Source organism: Psychrobacter sp. ASPA161_6, assembly GCF_051970285.1.
GTDB lineage: Bacteria > Pseudomonadota > Gammaproteobacteria > Pseudomonadales > Moraxellaceae > Psychrobacter > Psychrobacter glaciei.
This window is the reverse complement of record NZ_JBEFNJ010000003.1, coordinates 133,018-149,778: the sequence shown is the minus strand read 5'-3', so window position 1 is coordinate 149,778 and position 16,761 is coordinate 133,018. Positions and strand designations below refer to the sequence as shown.

Sequence of the window (16,761 nt, the reverse complement as noted above, 5' to 3'; positions counted from 1 at the left end):
AATGAGGGTGTTTTATAGGTTGAAAGTTGGCACTTAATTCCTATATAATACTCGACCTTATTGGGGATGTTCTGGCTTCGACGCTGGTGATGAAACTCAATGATGCATGTCGAGAGTATATGTCCTCTCGTTAATCCAACATATATTGTTATAGTCGCAAACGACGAAAATTACGCTCTAGCAGCATAAACCCAGTTTACTTGGTTTAACCCTGCTTACTAAGTTGCTGATCACCTACAGTTGGTCAACTAAGTTGAAGCGTCCGCATGTAGGCTCGCCACAAGGGATTGTCTCAATCGCTTGGGTTCAAAAGTAGAGAATCGGCTAATCCATCCTGACTGTCGGATCGGTGCAGACTAAAATTAAAGACAGAAACTAAACATGTAGATTCATGAGCGTAATGCTGGCGGACGCGGGTTCAACTCCCGCCATCTCCACCAAACAACGATAAAGGGCTGACCGTCACAGACTGTCAGCCCTTTATTTTGGGCGTTTTTTAGGTATTGAGGTTTATATAGGGGTATGGCGTCCCATATAGAATGTTGGTATTATTGTTGGTATTAGAGTTTATACACGCTCTCAATACCAACAAAGGATAGTCCAATGCCCTTAACTCATACCGTTATCAATAAGCTACAGCCCAGTAGCACCTCGATTGATACAAAGCGACCTGACAAGCATAGTGACGGTAACGGGCTGCAATTATGGGTGCGTTACACGGGCGTTAAGTCATGGATCAGCGCATACCGTTGGCAAGGTAAACAGCAAACCCTCACTATTGGCACTTATCCAGTTATGAGCTTGCAGAACGCAAGGCAGCGCAATATTGAGATCAAACGCTTAATAGCTGATGGTGTGAACCCTAAAGACCACAAGAAAGAGCAACAAGCCAGCCAAGACGGTTTAAATGTTTTCGATAACATAGCGCAGTCATGGTATGCAGAACGCAAAACTTACCTAGCAGAAAGCACCTTTTCCCGTAATTATTCCGCCTATATGCGTGATGTTAAGCCCTCTATTGGTCAAAAGAACATTAACGACATAACCGCGCCTGACATATTGGCTATTGGTAAAGCAGTAGAAAGCCGTGGCGCTAATGAAATGGCAAGGCGTACTATTAGAGAAGTAGGGCAGATATTCAAACATGCGATACGCAATGGACTAGCCACACATAACCCAGCCACAGACCTAGCCGAAGCAATCAAACCACACAAAACGACCAACCACCACCGCATTACTAGCCAGCAACTGCCAAAGCTACTAACAGACATCAATGCTTATCAAGGTGATGTACTGGTGAAACTAGGCTTATGGTTTTTATGCTATACGTTTGTGCGTACCAATGAGATTAGATTTATGGAATGGCAGGACATAGATTTTAATCGTGGCTTATGGACTGTCCCAGCTGAAAAGATGAAAGCTAGGCGCTTGCACATCGTGCCACTAGCACCGCAAGCAATGGCGATACTGGAACAGATCAAAGAGCTAGGTTTTTCGGATCAGTATGTTTTCTTTAATACCTCAACACGTAAGCCATACAGTCAAAGCGCATTTATTAATGCCCTATGGAATATGGGTTATAAAGGCAAAATGACGGGGCACGGTTTTAGAGGGCTTGCTAGTACCACACTGCATGAAAAAGAGTTTATGCACGAAGCGATAGAGCTACAGCTGGCACATGACAGAGAAAACAAGATAAGCGCAGCATACAACGGAGCGCAGCACCTACCATACAGAATAGACATGATGAACCAGTGGGCAGACTTCATTGATAACGCCTACGCTGGCAAGCTGGACAACGTGATCCGTGCAGACTTTAAAGGACAAAAACAAAAGCTAGGCTAAGGCTTAGCACCAACTATGCAAGGCTAGGACTAATTACCCGAACGACAGCTATTTACACACCCTTATGCTGTCACTGCCTTGCACCTATTTTGATTAAAGGGTGTAGGGGTGTGAATGTGAAACTATCAGAAGATTTTGAAAATGAAAAACAAGAGTATATAGGTAGTGATGAATTCATTTACTATTTGAAAGTGCTTTTAAATGAGTCATTAATGGACATTGTTAGTTATCTAAAAAGAAATGATTTTGAAAAAGTTATAAATTCTTACACTATCAATCAATTTAATATCATAAAACAATCTGAAAATCTAAAAGAGCAAGGTTTTGACAAAAGAACTAAAGACTTACTACAGCGAACTCATGGTTTTGCAATGTTTGAATTCAATATTTGTGCTGGCTTCTTTACAGATCCTGAAGATAAAGATTTCGACCAAGACTTTTTCTACAAAATTGCCGAACTTGAGGAGTTAGATTTCATTGCAAAGCTAAATTTAGATTTTAGAGATATAAAACAGAAAGATAAAGTCAAAAAATATATGGCCTTAAAGTTAGCTTTTACTAAAGAAATGTATAAAAGACCTATGACTGGTAGTCACGATAACCCTCATAAATTCCAGCAACTACTATTTAGAAAGAAAGATTTTACAATAGATGAAGCAGCCAGTTTACTATCAGGAACACCATTGGAAGCAGTAAGAGATGACCATAACAAGCCTGACTTTACAAAATATTATAGATCGTTCATAGAGTATAAAAATTTTGTTATAGAAGCAGTCAAACGAGATGACTTGCAAACTTTATATAGAGATGCAGATAGTAAAAAGATCAAAATTATCGAGAGTGAGATACTACAATCATTTCTTTATGAAAATGGATTTATCATAAAGGGTTTTAATGAATGGCTTGCTATAGAACCAGCTAAGCCGTTAATTGATAACAGACCTAGTGAGCAGTTAGAAACTAGTAGTAATGAGTTAAAAGAAGCACAGGCGAAAATAACCGAACTTGAAAACCAACTTGCACGAGCCAAAGCTGAATTAGCAGACAAGCCAGCTGATGACAAAGAGTTGCCATCTAATTCACAAGCTGGTGTAGCGCGTATGTTATATGCCATATTGACTGAACACGGTTACGATTTATCACCGATGAAAGGCAAAGGCGTAGCAAATGACATGATTGTTAGTGCTGCAAACACTCATGGAACGTCAGTTACTCGAAATTTTGTAGCGGACTGGCTCATAAGAGCTAGAGAAGTAAATATAAAAAACTACTAAAAACTCCTAATAATAGGGTCATATCATCGTGTTTTAGGGGCATATGACCGTCATATGACCTTATATGACCCCCTTACTAATACATAACATAGCCCATGTAAGCCGTAGAACACCTTTACGGCTCAATACACTACATGGAGCTACACACAATGACACACCCAACCCAAAACGCGCCAGTAATTCCTTTTACTGATAACACCTCTCACGATACCGAACCAACCACCGCAAACAGTCCAGCTATGCAACTGCCTACTACTGGCATGGGCAGGGCTAAAGATATCCTACCTTTCCTACCTTTTAGCAAAACCACCTTGTTTGAATGGTCAAAAGATGGACGTTTCCCAGCGGGCAGAAAGCTATCACCAACTATGACCGCATGGAGCTATGCAGACGTTCACGAATGGCTTAACAGCCACACCTCAACCACTAGCGAGGTGTAACCCATGAACACACGGCAAACAAAACAAAAGTACAAGCAAATCATTCTTAATCACATGCTGGCAGGTAAAAGCCTATCCACTTATGAAGCGTACGATCTCTATAACATTACATGCTTTTTGCAGCGTGTCAGTGAGCTAAGAGATCAAGGCATAACTATTCAAGATGAATGGGTAAAGAACAATGGCAAACGCTTTAAACGCTACTGGATAGACCAGCCGATCAATAACGATGATGACGCTAGTGGGGTGCAATCATGAGCCAGTCAAACGACATATTAGAACCGCGCCTAGTGCCAGTAGATAGTTATTACTTGTCTGTCATTGATGACCGCATACAAGACCTATCAAACGATGCTGAGAGCCTAGCAATGGCGCTTAGTGCTATCCATACCGATGATGACACCAGTAAGGGCGTAATAGTCGCTATACGGTCTGCCTTACTTGCTAATGGTGAGCTGGCAAGTATCGTTAGTGAGATGTTGAGTGGGCTTATCTTACTGCCTGAAATCAAGGTGAATGACTATGAGTGATGACACTTTTATAAATGAAGTAATGGAAAGGTTAAAAGACAAAGGCATGCTAATGATAACTGATGACTTTATAGATCAGCTGATTATCACCTTACACGCCAATGTGACCGCCATTAATAGCCTGACTGAGATAGTAAAAGTAGAAAATCAGATGCTAGCGTTAAATGGATTGCTACCTACAGGCAGCCGACAAGTGGAGTCACTAAAAGGGCTATCCACACGCATAGCAGAAATCGCTTTCAACGTGGAGGACGTAAGAAATGACCAACGATAACAGAAACGACCTAAAAGCCGACCACGGGCAGCACAGCGACAGCCAGCCCCACAAACGTGGCTTATTACTTAGCTTTATCATATTCATGGCATGGGTGGCAGGTATTGGCTTGCTACTGTCACTAATCGCTTGCCAGCCAGTACAACCAAAACCGATTGCAACCAATACTAACAATGGTTACTATATAGACCTCTCAAATCTTATTAGCGACTTGCCAAGTCGTAAACCTTTGGCTTTTTTTGTGCCTGATAATAGCCCAGCCTCTCAAGCTGTCACTATAAAATCAAGCACCGCCCCACAAGCGCAGTTAAGCGCATCAAGGGGGCAAACCATCATATCTATAGCAAACCATTTGCTAACCGACTATGACGGGTTGACGCTGCAAAATAAAATAGCCGTAAGGCGAATATGCGGGGCGGTTTCTAATAAGACCGAGAGTAAGACCCGTCACCCTATACCTTTACTGTATAGCGTGGCATTCACTCAAAACTTATTAGGAGTTATCCATCATGGGTAAATCAATCCGTACGACCTCAAACACCCAAACCAATAGCACACCAGCCACATTCAAAGCAGGTGATAGCGTTCTGTGCCCATCATTGAGCCTTAACCCGTTTGTACTTAGCAATGACCCATACGGCAAGCGCAAACTGTTGGCACTTACTCACGATGACAGCCACTTGTACTATGACAAGCAGGGCTATTTTGTCCCAGCATGTGATAAACAAACAGGCGATTATCAGCCGTCACTATTCCATGACACGCCAGCCAACCGCCAAGCGATAGCCACGCTATACAGTGGCAGCCAAACCAACCAACGCACAGTAATAGACATAACCGAAGCAGACGATGACGAAGTGATTTTAATATCTGCCTTTGAGCTATCAGATATTGTCTGTGACATTGAAAGTGCTGCTACTGTCATAAGCGACATGGGCAAGCTGTTAGCACTCATTCACTACGAAAAAATAGATACTAACACCGCTATATCAATGGCGCGATTGACACATGATGCCACTGTAACGTGGGACGACTTATTACAAAGACAGGTAAGCTCAATCAAAGAAACCCTAGCAATGACTCGTTACGGCAAGGAGGGTAAATAGTGAAAACCTACCCACCAAAGCAGAGCCGTAAGCACGCCAAGCGCAAAAGCTACTACAAGAAGTACAGAGCCACGCGCCAGCCGAACCAGTCACAAGCAAGGGGGAACAGATGACCACCACACCAACAAACACCCATGAAAAAGCCCGTGCATCTAGCACAGGCTTTGAAATGATAAATAGTTTTGATGCAGCCACACGGCAAGGGCTGGCAGATGATCCAATTTTAACAAAGCTATATGACTTGTTACCGCCTAACAGCTTGCTAAACGTCATTGATAATCTTACTACAGATGACGCGCAAATAGTACCGACAGCTGGCACAATAGCCCTACGATTGATGGATAAACAGGGCGGTATAGTAGGCGCGGTATTCTACACACCTAACAGCAAAGCAAAGTCCATTGTCATTGATCCTACAGGTTATGGCGCTATCGTCATTGGTGACACTAACAAAGCCAATGAGGGGATAGCCTTTAATGACCTTGATAGCGGTATTGATGTTTATATGCACCTGATGGGTAGTGATAAGACGATCATCATTAGCCCTCAAAAAACAAAACAATGCCTTAAAAAGATGGTGCAGCACTGGAGCAGCGGATCACTTGTTACCGTACCGATGACACTTGATGACAAGGGCTTGATAAACCTATTGGCAGGTGTGAGAGCGCAAGCATTGGTTACTGTGGCTCATATCGTCACTATGCTACAACATGACAGCTATGAAGCCATACTGGCAGACAGTGACAACCAGCTTATCAATTTGCAAGATACCGCTTATTATCCTGAATGGCGCGATGATCCACAGCTGAATGAACCGATGATCTATGGTGATGGGCGTTTTGAGCTTTACCACGATGGGCTATTTTTCGTGAAGTATAACGATGACGACCCAGCAAACATTACTTTCAAGTTTAAAGCGTTTGTTTGTTCACCGCTTGAGGTTATCGCTAAAACACGGGACACAAGCAGCGGTACATGGGGGCGGTTACTGCAATGGCGTGACGATGACAACGTAAAACATCAATGGTCAATGCCGTTATCACTACTGCAAGGTGATGCAAGGGAATATCGCAAAGAGCTAGCCAGTCAAGGCTTGAACATTACCGCCAATAGCAAACAGCGCAATTACTTAGACACCTATATTCAAAACTACCCTATCCACAAACGGGCGTTATGCGTGGATAAGTTGGGCTGGCACGATAAGCAATATATATTACCTGACAGGGCAATAGGCAGTGATGGTAAGCAGCTTATCGTCTATCAGTCTGCAAATAGCATTAACAGCACCCTAACCCAGCAAGGAGAGCTAGCCCAGTGGCGTAATGAGTTATGCAAACCACTAGCAGAACAAAGCCGTTTTGTTTTCTCTATTGCTTGCGCGTTTGCTGGGCAGTTACTGGAGTTATTAGAGTATGACGGGGGCGGTTTTCACCTCTTAGGATCATCAAGCATGGGCAAGTCATTATCGCTTAAATTGGCTGCTAGTGTATGGGGCAACCCTGACAGGTACGTTAAGACATGGCGCAGCACTGACAACGCACTGGAAGGTACGGCAAGCGAGCACAACGACAGTTTTTTACCCCTCGATGAGATCAGCGAATGTGACCCCAAAATAGTAGGTAAAACCGTTTACATGCTGGCTAATGGTCAAGGTAAAGGACGTAGCACCACCACTGGACACAATCGTATAGCCAAAACATGGCGCATTATCTTTTTGTCCAATGGTGAGGAGTCGCTACAAAACTTCATGGCGCAAGCAGGGCAAAAAACCAATGCAGGTATTGAGGTTCGAGTAGCGCATATTGATGCTGACGCTGGCAAAGGCTTAAAAACCTTTGATAGTTTGGTATTGGCAGAAACAAGCGAAGCCCAAGCCGATAGGATCAAAGAGCTGTCCCACGCTTACTATGGATCAGCTGGCATTGCATGGCTAGAACATATCACCAGTGACAAGGCAGCGACCACCGCCAACGCTGGGCAACTTGTCAGTGACTTTATGAACCAGTACAGCGACCTGACAGCACAGGCGCATAGAGTGGCTAAACGGTTCGCTATCGTGGCTGCTGCTGGTGAGATAGCAACACAGGCAGGTATAACAGGGTGGCAAGCAGGACAAGCAACGACAGCCGTTATGACATGCTTAGATAATTGGCTTGATAACTATGGGCGCGATGGTGAGCATGAGCAACGCCAAATCATAGATCATATTAAGGCGTTTATTGAACAGCACGGATCAAGTCGCTTTCAGCCTTGCTATAGAAACACGCGCTTAGACTTTGAGGAGAGAACCCCCAACCGTGTAGGCTATCGCAATATGGACACGGGGGACTATTACTTTTCCAAAGAAACTTTTAACAGCGTATGTGCGCCTTTTAGCAAAAGCAAAGTATTGCAAGTATTAGAGGAAGCCGACTTGTTACTACTCAATCAAGGTGACCGTAAAATCTACAAAACGCCTGATACTTTATTTAATGGCAAGCACCGCCCATCTGTTTACGCGGTTACTGCTAACATACTTTGTTGTGAACCTATGAAAAAGGACGGGACAAACGGGACGAACGGGACAGGCTATATGCAGCAAGGGATTGCGCTGTCCCATTGCTAAAAACCAAAACGGGACGAACGGGACAGGATTTTACATTTTAACTTTTCTGTCCCGTCTGTCCCATTGCTAAAAACGTAAACGGGACGGCTGTAATCCATACCACGTAAGGGCTGTCCCGTTTGTCCCGTCTGTCCCATGTAAAAACATAAGGTACGGCAAAAATAATCAAAGGTAGGCGTTTATCGTCTGCCTTTTTTTATGCCTGATGTTTATCGTGAGATCAGTTTGCCGACTGGCAGCATGTTAAGTTATGTTAAGGTTTAAAACTGTATGGAGAAGATCACCACACAGCCAAACAGCGCAATTACTTTTACCACGTTTTACCGATCACCAGCCCCCAATGGGATAAGCGTTAGCCCAAAGCATGACAATCATTAGCCTACAGCTTATAGATGCCACCAAAACAGGATATATCTGTCAAAATCAGATGCGAGCAGTTTTGCGCGTATTGAGCGTGGTTTAAGTTAACTATTTAGTTACGAACTGCCAAAAAGTGAATGGAGCGCAAACACTTACCAATCATGGGCTATAAGGCAATTTTAGGGCTAAATTATAGTAGGGCTGTAACAGGTCAAAGATAACCCCAAAGGTGGGGGTATTAAGCATGATTTAGGTTTACCAGTGTTTACGGATTGCCAAAACTCCAATGGAGGGCAAACGCTTGATAGGTATGGTCTAAGAGGTAATTTTAACGCCAAATTAGTAAGGGGCTGTAAACGTAAATAAATGCGCTCAGATTTGAGCCTATCTTTTAATACCACATGATACGAGGTCAGCATTTAGCAGCATTAGATAATTAACGCATGGGCAGACAGTACAAGGCGTACAGATAAAACCCTATGCCATAGCCGTATTAAATTACAGAGAAGCATAGTTTTCGGACAACGTAGGCAAACACTGCCAAGCCTTTTTTATAGTGTAAAGATACCCTAAGGTTTCCCCTAGGTTTTGAGCAGCCAATGCCTTTTAAAGTAGTCCGAAAAACCAATCGTTACCAGCACTCAAAGGGTGGTTTTTTAACAAGTACGAGCATGAGGACAACGGCAAGATTAATTATGAGTTGTTGGACACGTTAGAACCTCACTTATGAAACTTGATAAAAACTAAACATTAATCATGTTAAAGTATGGTTATTGTATAAATTGAGCTATTAGGTGGGCACATGAACAAGATAGTTTATTTAATACTGTTTTTACTAACAGCTTGCCAGCCTTTAGGTGAGCTTGATGATGACGTTATGGAAGTAAGCCAGTCACAATGGGCGAAAATGGACACTACTAAGCCTTATCCCTTCACGGTTGATTATGGTCAAATTTCTTGCAGCTTGAATGAAGTAGAATTTTACCCTTACGATACCGCTTATGATGAGTCACAAGTTGGCTTGCCCCTTAATCGCTTAGCTCAAATAAGGGCAGCACGAGCTGATTTAAAACCAACAGTAGGATATTCGATAAAACCAAATGCCGACTTATCGGAAGCTATCAAGATGGGTTTAGATCACTGTAAGAAAGTGAACGCACAACTGGCTAAATTCAATTCATAAGCCATTAATGTAATGAGTAGTAGAGCCTTAAATTATAAAAAATATAAAACCTGACAAAACCGTACATTCAAAACCGATTTTCACCGCCTCGCATGTTGTCATTTGTTAACATTGGCAGCACGCACTACCCCAAGATCACCATAAGGTTAGAACCTGAGAAAACCTAAACCCTCATATAGTAGAACCTCATAAAACCTCACATCGCAAACCTTATAAAACCTTACATTCAAAACCAAACCATACACCGCGCAATGCTGGCTTGAAACTTGCCGTTACCTAGTTTTCGGAGTCCATAAAAAGGGGTAATTTTCGGACATCGTAAGCAGGGTTAAAAATGAGTTGTTGGACACGTTAGGGGGAGTTTATGGAACAGTACGCACACGCGCGAAGCAAGCACCAATTACAGGGGTTTTTGAGCACTATAAAAAGGAGTTTTTGGAGTCCATAAAAAGGGGTAGTTTCTTAACAAGTACAAGGCAGGTTATTACATAAGTTAGAGTTATGGGCACAGTACGCGCACGGGTGCAGCTTATGCCAATGCTGGCTAGTTTTCGGACATCTTAGAGAGCAGCCAAGATAATACTTGGAGTCCATAAAAGGGGTAATTTACGGACAAGTGAGGGGGGTATTGTTTTGAGTTTTGAGCGTATCGACAGAGGACACCGCCACCATTCACACGCACAAGAAAAAAACCGTTTCAAAAAGAAGTTAAAGCGACTTTTGCGACAAGTAACGTAGGCGCATGACTTATAGCCACTATGAGTAGGTTAAAGCCATGTTAAAAAGTTAAAGTGACTTTATGCACAGGTATTGTAAGAGAGCACCGCCCTAGCATGTTGAGGAATGTTGAAACGGTAAATAATTACAAAATAATCTTTAGTTGATAGGGTAGGCACTGAATAACAGTAAAATAAAAAACGATTGTTGGTATTATGGTTGGTATCGTCTATTTTAAAATTATTAATAATGTTTATTATCAATGACTTATATCTATAGTTTAGTTTCCGCCATCTCCACCAAATATTTTAAATGAAGTCAGTCACTTAGGTGGCTGACTTTTTTTATGGCAATTTTTTGTTATTAGCTTTCCTGATTAGCTTATATAAGCTTAACCATATCAACTATAGACAATAGTTACTTGGAGGAGTTTAGTTGATTCGGTGTAATGGATATTTTTTATGCTGGCTCAGGTTTTAAATCTATATACCGTCTTACTATTACCAACCGCACACGCAGTTTTACATTTCCTGTCTTAAAAAATAGCCTTCTATCTTATAGGATACATTAACAAAGCACGACCTACCAAGCATGCAAATGAATGCTGGGTGATGGTCATAAAGTCAGGCGTGCTAACGTATATTATAATTGAGGTCAGGGATATATCCATGTTTGATATCAAATCATTTTTTAAAAGAGAAGTAGAGAAAAAACTCATCAATGTAGACGATTATATTTTTATGCCTGAGCGAGTAGAGATGGAGCTGGAGGACGGATTATTAAATTGTGTACTCAACAGTGATGGTCGAGTCGATATTTTTTATAGTAAGCAAGGCGTGACAGAGGTCAGCTCGGCATCGCGTAAGCATCCTTTTACGGCATTCGAAACCGAACTATATCATGGTGTTTATGATGACGTTATTAATGATTTGATCAAAGAAGTAGACAAGATTATCGATGGCTCTTCTAAGTATTTTAGTCGCAGTAAAATACTACCTTTTGCAGCAGCTCTGTCACAGAGTCCAGTTGACAAAAACAAGTTCTAAGCCAAAGTAATAAGCTGAGAGGAGTGGATGGTACAAAGGCTCAGCAATAAAAAGGGTGCGTTATTTATAACGCACCCTTTTTGTTGTTTTGTATTCTCAGCGAACATTACTTTGATGCTTTAAATATCTGTAGCACTTAACGATACTTATATTTTCATCCCGACGGCTTTATTTGCAGCAGCTAAAGCAGAGACGTTGGTGATAGGACGAGATTGACTGCCCTCAACCAAACGATTGGTCTTCGTCTGGGTGTACAGCCCTTTGGCAAAGCGAGTGCTGTCATCGCGCTCAGTCAGCGTATCGGTATAATACCAGTCGCACTGGCAGGCCTGCTCGGTGATGTCGAGTAGCATATATCCATGATCGGTTTGATTGTTAAACTTCTGATGGGGATTAGCCTCTGGTCCATTGTTATTTTCAGGGAAGGCAAGGGACGTCAGAGCAGGGCAAACGAACTCGACAGCCAGCGACCCTGCACCAGTATTTGGGTTGTAGCTGCTAGCATCGAATGGGTTTTTACAGACATCAAAAGCGAAGGAAGCATGGTAATCGCCAGTCAGCACGACGGTGTTATCGATATTGTTGTCTTCAATAAAATTGAGCAGACGATCGCGCGCACTGGCGTAGCCATTCCAAATATCTCCGGAGTTGGTCGCAGATGCACCTTTGAAAGGCGCTAAAATGACTTGTTGTCCCAGTATTTGCCATGTCGCATCGCGGCGCTTTCCCTCTAGCATATTTAGATAGAGCCAGTTTTCTTGCTCAAGTCCTAGCAGTTGACGCTCAGGCTCATTACTGGCTGTCGCATCTAGCTTTTCACGGCCAAATATACGCGTGTCTAGCATATTTAGATCAAACAACTTACCAAACTCAAAGCGTCGATAAATCCGCAGCTGACTGTCGAGCTCGTTGCTACTATCGTCACGGATAGGCATCCACTCGTGATAGGCGCGAACCGCTGACATTTTGCGCTCTATATAGCTGCCTTTACTGTCAGTATGGAACCTAGCGCCACCCTTCCATGAGTTGTCTGCAATCTCATGATCGTCCCAAACAGCGATAAAGGGATGTTGGCGATGACATTCTTGCAAGTCAATATCAGTGCGATAGCAGGCGTAGCGACGACGATAATCTTCTAAGCTAATGATTTCATTCTTTGGGTCTATCGGACGCTCTTCTATCAAGGATTGATCGCGATAAAACCCCTCTGGATACTCATAAATATAGTCACCCAAATGCAATACGGCTGATATATCTGCTTGTTTAGCGATATCTGCATAGCCATTAAAATAGCCATAACCATAATTAGAGCAGGAAACCACTGCTAAGCGCACGCGATCTACTTCGCTGGCTGGCAAGTCTGCATTGGGTATCGTGCGCGTGCGACCGATAGGGGATGTATAGCCTAAAGCTTCAAAAGCGTAATAGTAAGTGGTATTAGGTTGGGGAAGTTTTGGGTCGACTTTGACCGTAAAGTCAGACTCTGAGGTGGCCAATGCTCTGCCGCTAGCGACAATGTTTTTGAGCTCTGTATCTGTCGCGATGACATATCCGACTGGAATGCTAGTGGTACTGATACTGCCGTCATTGGTGATTCGTGTCCACAGTATCACTCGATCATGCAAAGGGTCACCGCTGGCGATACCGTGTACGAAAGGTGCTGCACCTTGATAACCTAAATCGTCTACCTTATCTAAGGTATTTGAATTGGTGGAGTCATCGTCTGATGAGCAAGCACTTAGCTGGGTCAATAATGCGCCAGCGACAGTAGCTTGACCGCCTAGTTTTATAAACTCACGTCTTTTCATCTATCATCCTTGATATCTGTTAAAAGTAATGACCACTTAAAGGCAGCTTAAAATAACTAGGATAACAGTAATTCAGCTAAAAGTACTGCTAATAGTCGACTTAATTTTACAACGTATCCGATTTATATAGGGCTGACTATATTTTAATAATCTATATGACGAAGCTGGGTTAAGCAATCGCTAACCCAGCTTATGTTCACTCCAAAAATACAAAGCGTTTTAATTTATTTGGTAAAATTTGCATAACACGTTTGTAGAGATTTGGCGACGACTCTGGTTACCAACTGTGTGCGATACTGTGTGTCTATCGCTGCATTACCCAATTCAACAAGGGTCACTTGTTGCGGTGCTTGCTCACTGACACAGCCACAGACATTGCTTTTTATGGCTTCTTCTTGCGTGTCAGTCATGGCTACACTGGCAATGCGCCAAGCGCTTTGATTTTCAATCTGACTACGGCACTGATTATCAACTGCTGCTTTAAATACGTTCATACCGATATTGTTTGCTGTGCCAATCGCAGTGCCAGCATTAGTATTCATACCGTCCGTCGTTGTGCAACCCGCTAGGGCGAAGGTAGCAAGCATAGCCGTTGAGATTAAGATTTTTTTCATGGGTTAGTCCTTTAAAGTGTCGGTGCCATCTAAAACTGTATATTATCAGCAAAACCTAATAATGACACCATCAACCAACTGGCTTATTTTAACTTCCAATTATGTGGTTCATAAAAAAGCCAGCTAAGTAGTTACTTAACTGGCTTGATACAGATGTAAACGAGATTGCTCAATTTGTCTTAGACATTCTTACCGTGTTGCTTTTGCTGAATGTCTTTTGCAAGCTTGTAGCACTCTTCGATATGATCATTCGCGATTTTTTTGAAAATCATATAGCCCATCGTAGCAGCAACCATTTGGCCACCTAACGGGATGAATTTCGTCACTTGCTTGGCAGCGATACGACCGCCGAAACCTTGTACCGTCTTTTTGACGATACCGCGCGTCGCCATTAATCCTGCAAAATCGACAGTACGATCTTTTAGAGCGCCCCAATGAATCGCGCGTGACTCTAGGTCAACTGCTGATTGACGTCCTTCAATCAAGCCAAAGCGTTCACTGATTTCTGGCAATAGCTGAGTAAGCATACCCGCATCCACAGCAACATCAAAAAATGGCACAGGAATGATGGCGACACCGGCAGAATATTTGGCGCGTTTTTTGACTAGCTTTTGGCACTCTTTTTTGACTGTTTCCAAATCTAAGCTAGGATCGATGGTATTTGGTAGTTTTTCAGCGGTTGGTGTGGTTTTCATAACGCATCCTTATAAATAGTTAAAATAAAAAAATCAGATTAAAAGTCTCAATAGATAGCAAGTCTCTCAGTTGGTTACTATTTTATGGATTTATAAGAGGCATACAATCATTGCTTTGTAGCAAAATGCAGAAAAATACGGTCACTATGCACCGTTTTTGTAAATGCGCAGTTATGTGCGCTAGACAGGTAAGCATGGATAACTTGTTTTATGCAGGCAATAAAATATGATTTATTGCAATGTAATGCAATAAAAAACGATATACCGAGGCATTATAAATTACCATTGTGACCCTCTGCTAAAGCCAGTAGAATACCCTCATGCTAAATTTAACCTCCCGTTATACCAGCACTCGCATCGACGAGTTGCCCACCGCGTTGCAACCACTTGCCGCCCAATCATTAACGCTCGCTCGCTTATATGCAGCTCGCGGTATTACCCAGCCCGATGAGCTTGAGACTGGCCTGTCAGGTCTGTTGCCCGCAGAGATGCTGCATGGCGTCACAGAAGCAGTGCGTCTATTAGACGTGGCCATCGATGACGGTCAGCGTATCCTTATCGTGGGCGATTTTGACTGTGATGGCGCGACCAGTACCGCGCTAATGATGCGTGCACTCACAAAAATGGGCGCAGTTGTCGACTTCCTAGTACCAGATCGCTTTAAATACGGCTATGGTTTGACGCCAGAGATTGTCGAATTAGGCATTAAGACGTATCAGCCAGAGTTGATTGTCACGGTAGACAACGGTATATCAAGTCATGAAGGCGTGGCACGTGCGCAAGCCGATGGCATCACTGTGATCATTACGGATCATCATCTGACGACCAAAGCAACACCACCTGCTGAAGCGGTGGTCAATCCCAATCAGCTCGACTGCAACTTTACCAGCAAAGCGCTCGTAGGGGTCGGCGTGGCGTTTTATGTGCTCGGACGCTTAGCCAAGCTGCGCCGTGAAGCCGATAAATCTACCGTGCAAGTCAGTCAGTATTTGGATTTGGTGGCGCTTGGGACGATTGCAGACGTTGGTGTACTGGATAAGAACAATCGCATCTTAGTGCATCATGGTCTAGCGGCTATCCAGCAAGGACGCTGCTGTCTGGGTATATTGGCATTGCTTGAACAAGCAGGTCGTGATCCCAAAAAAATGCAGGCACAAGATTTTGGTTTTGTGTTAGGGCCTCGTATCAATGCTGCCGGACGTATGGACAATATGCGCATCGGTATCGAGTGTTTGTTGACCGAAGACTGGAGTACGGCGCAGCGCTTGGCGCAAGAGCTTGAGCAGCTAAACCGTACCCGTCGTCACGTAGAAGGTGAGATGCGCGCGCAAGCGGATAGCATCGTACAAGCATTAGCTGCTACTAATAACGATAATGATGCTGACGAAAGCGGCGATACTATTATTCAGCATAAAACTGAGAGACAGGCTGTTAATAATCAAGATCGCAGCATTATTTTATATCAAGATGACTGGCATCAAGGTGTTATCGGTATCGTCGCTGGACGTTTAAAAGAAAGTCATTATTTGCCCAGTATCGTTTTTGCACCAGCAGATACAGAGCGTACAGGTGACGACGATGCCATTAAAGGCTCGGCGCGGTCTATCGCTGGCGTGCACATTCGTGATGCGATTGAACAAGTTGCTGAGCGCCATCCTGACTTAATTAGCCATTTTGGTGGTCATGCGATGGCTGCCGGGCTAACCTTGAAGCGTCGTAACTTTGAGGCATTTGCCACAGCGTTTAATGACGTCATGGCAGAGATGGAGGATGACGTATTTGCAGAGCAGAAGTTCACTGATGGAGCGTTGCAGGCGAGCGACTTTAGCTTATGGTTTGCTGAGCATTTGGCCAATGCCAGTATTTGGGGTCATGGCTTTGCACCGCCGATATTTGATGGGATATTCGAAGTATTAAGCTTTAAGGTATTAAAAGACAAGCACCTTAAACTGTCGCTGCGTTATCCTGATGTGCAGTATCCGATTGAAGCGATTTATTTTAACTTCGATAGCGAGGCATGGGACTATCGTGCCGAAAAAGTGCACGTGTTATTTCAATTGGATATTAATGAATGGAATGGCAAGCAAAGTCTGCAACTGATGATAAGGGACTTAGCAGTCGTTAATGAATAAGGATGTTACCTTATTCTAAGACTACGAAGAGACAATAATAGGGCGTCAACTGTGTTTAAGGTTGACGCTTTTTTAATATTGGCATTGTAGGGCGTGTCTTCATTTCAGAAATGGCGATAAAAATGAGATAAA

15 protein-coding genes and 1 other RNA gene are annotated in these 16,761 nt (G+C 43.1%); 13 read left to right on the top strand and 3 right to left on the bottom strand.

Translation table 11 applies throughout. From position 1 onward, the window contains the following. The first annotated feature begins 62 nt into the window (after positions 1-62). The 12 genes from ssrA to ACTQ9T_RS09795 all read left to right on the top strand — a co-directional run bounded on the left by ssrA (position 63) and on the right by ACTQ9T_RS09795 (position 11,380). Positions 63-440: a transfer-messenger RNA gene (ssrA, locus tag ACTQ9T_RS09850) on the top strand. Between the two features lie 163 nt (positions 441-603). Next, on the top strand, positions 604-1,845 hold the full coding sequence (locus ACTQ9T_RS09845) for a tyrosine-type recombinase/integrase (RefSeq protein ID WP_440464944.1): 1,242 nt from the start codon (positions 604-606) through the stop codon (positions 1,843-1,845). A gap of 116 nt (positions 1,846-1,961) precedes the next feature. Then, positions 1,962-3,119, top strand: coding sequence for a hypothetical protein (locus tag ACTQ9T_RS09840; protein ID WP_440464943.1), 1,158 nt, complete (start codon positions 1,962-1,964; stop codon positions 3,117-3,119). Positions 3,120-3,268: 149 nt separating this feature from the next. Beyond that, the gene (locus ACTQ9T_RS09835) at positions 3,269-3,559 is read left to right on the top strand and encodes a helix-turn-helix transcriptional regulator (RefSeq protein WP_440464942.1); all 291 of its coding nucleotides are present in this window, start codon (positions 3,269-3,271) and stop codon (positions 3,557-3,559) included. Between the two features lie 3 nt (positions 3,560-3,562). Continuing rightward, positions 3,563-3,817 carry a helix-turn-helix domain-containing protein gene (locus ACTQ9T_RS09830; protein ID WP_440464941.1) on the top strand — a complete coding sequence of 85 codons (255 nt, stop codon included), beginning with the start codon at positions 3,563-3,565 and terminating at the stop codon, positions 3,815-3,817. Continuing rightward, the gene (locus ACTQ9T_RS09825) at positions 3,814-4,089 is read left to right on the top strand and encodes a hypothetical protein (RefSeq protein WP_440464940.1); all 276 of its coding nucleotides are present in this window, start codon (positions 3,814-3,816) and stop codon (positions 4,087-4,089) included. Before ACTQ9T_RS09830 ends, ACTQ9T_RS09825 begins: the two co-directional genes overlap by 4 nt. Then, positions 4,082-4,363, top strand: a complete 282-nt coding sequence (locus ACTQ9T_RS09820; protein ID WP_440464939.1) for a hypothetical protein — start codon at positions 4,082-4,084, stop codon at positions 4,361-4,363. The genes ACTQ9T_RS09825 and ACTQ9T_RS09820 overlap by 8 nt, the downstream gene beginning before the upstream one ends. After that, entirely contained in the window at positions 4,350-4,880 is a 531-nt protein-coding gene (locus ACTQ9T_RS09815) for a hypothetical protein (protein ID WP_440464938.1), read from the top strand. Before ACTQ9T_RS09820 ends, ACTQ9T_RS09815 begins: the two co-directional genes overlap by 14 nt. After that, on the top strand, positions 4,873-5,469 hold the full coding sequence (locus tag ACTQ9T_RS09810) for a hypothetical protein (RefSeq protein WP_440464937.1): 597 nt from the start codon (positions 4,873-4,875) through the stop codon (positions 5,467-5,469). Before ACTQ9T_RS09815 ends, ACTQ9T_RS09810 begins: the two co-directional genes overlap by 8 nt. Positions 5,470-5,578: 109 nt before the next feature. Next, positions 5,579-8,074 carry a DUF927 domain-containing protein gene (locus ACTQ9T_RS09805; protein WP_440464936.1) on the top strand — a complete coding sequence of 832 codons (2,496 nt, stop codon included), beginning with the start codon at positions 5,579-5,581 and terminating at the stop codon, positions 8,072-8,074. A 1,162-nt stretch (positions 8,075-9,236) separates the two neighbouring features. Continuing rightward, positions 9,237-9,617, top strand: coding sequence for a hypothetical protein (locus tag ACTQ9T_RS09800; protein ID WP_440464935.1), 381 nt, complete (start codon positions 9,237-9,239; stop codon positions 9,615-9,617). 1,385 nt (positions 9,618-11,002) lie between these two features. Beyond that, complete coding sequence (locus ACTQ9T_RS09795; protein WP_189584386.1) at positions 11,003-11,380, top strand: hypothetical protein; 378 nt, start codon at positions 11,003-11,005, stop codon at positions 11,378-11,380. Between the two features lie 146 nt (positions 11,381-11,526). On the opposite strand, the gene ACTQ9T_RS09790 is transcribed toward ACTQ9T_RS09795, so the two are convergent. The 3 genes from ACTQ9T_RS09790 to ACTQ9T_RS09780 all read right to left on the bottom strand — a co-directional run bounded on the left by ACTQ9T_RS09790 (position 11,527) and on the right by ACTQ9T_RS09780 (position 14,497). Then, a complete protein-coding gene (locus ACTQ9T_RS09790; RefSeq protein ID WP_440464934.1) occupies positions 11,527-13,188 on the bottom strand; it encodes an alkaline phosphatase D family protein in 1,662 nt (553 codons plus the stop codon). Positions 13,189-13,412: 224 nt separating this feature from the next. Next, a complete protein-coding gene (locus ACTQ9T_RS09785; RefSeq protein ID WP_440464933.1) occupies positions 13,413-13,802 on the bottom strand; it encodes a hypothetical protein in 390 nt (129 codons plus the stop codon). Between the two features lie 179 nt (positions 13,803-13,981). Further along, the gene (locus ACTQ9T_RS09780) at positions 13,982-14,497 is read right to left on the bottom strand and encodes a hypothetical protein (RefSeq protein ID WP_010199475.1); all 516 of its coding nucleotides are present in this window, start codon (positions 14,495-14,497) and stop codon (positions 13,982-13,984) included. Between the two features lie 320 nt (positions 14,498-14,817). On the opposite strand from ACTQ9T_RS09780, the gene recJ reads away from it, so the two are divergent. Next, positions 14,818-16,629 (top strand): single-stranded-DNA-specific exonuclease RecJ, encoded by a 1,812-nt coding sequence (gene recJ, locus ACTQ9T_RS09775; protein WP_440464932.1) that lies wholly within the window; start codon positions 14,818-14,820, stop codon positions 16,627-16,629. The last annotated feature ends 132 nt before the right edge of the window (positions 16,630-16,761 follow it).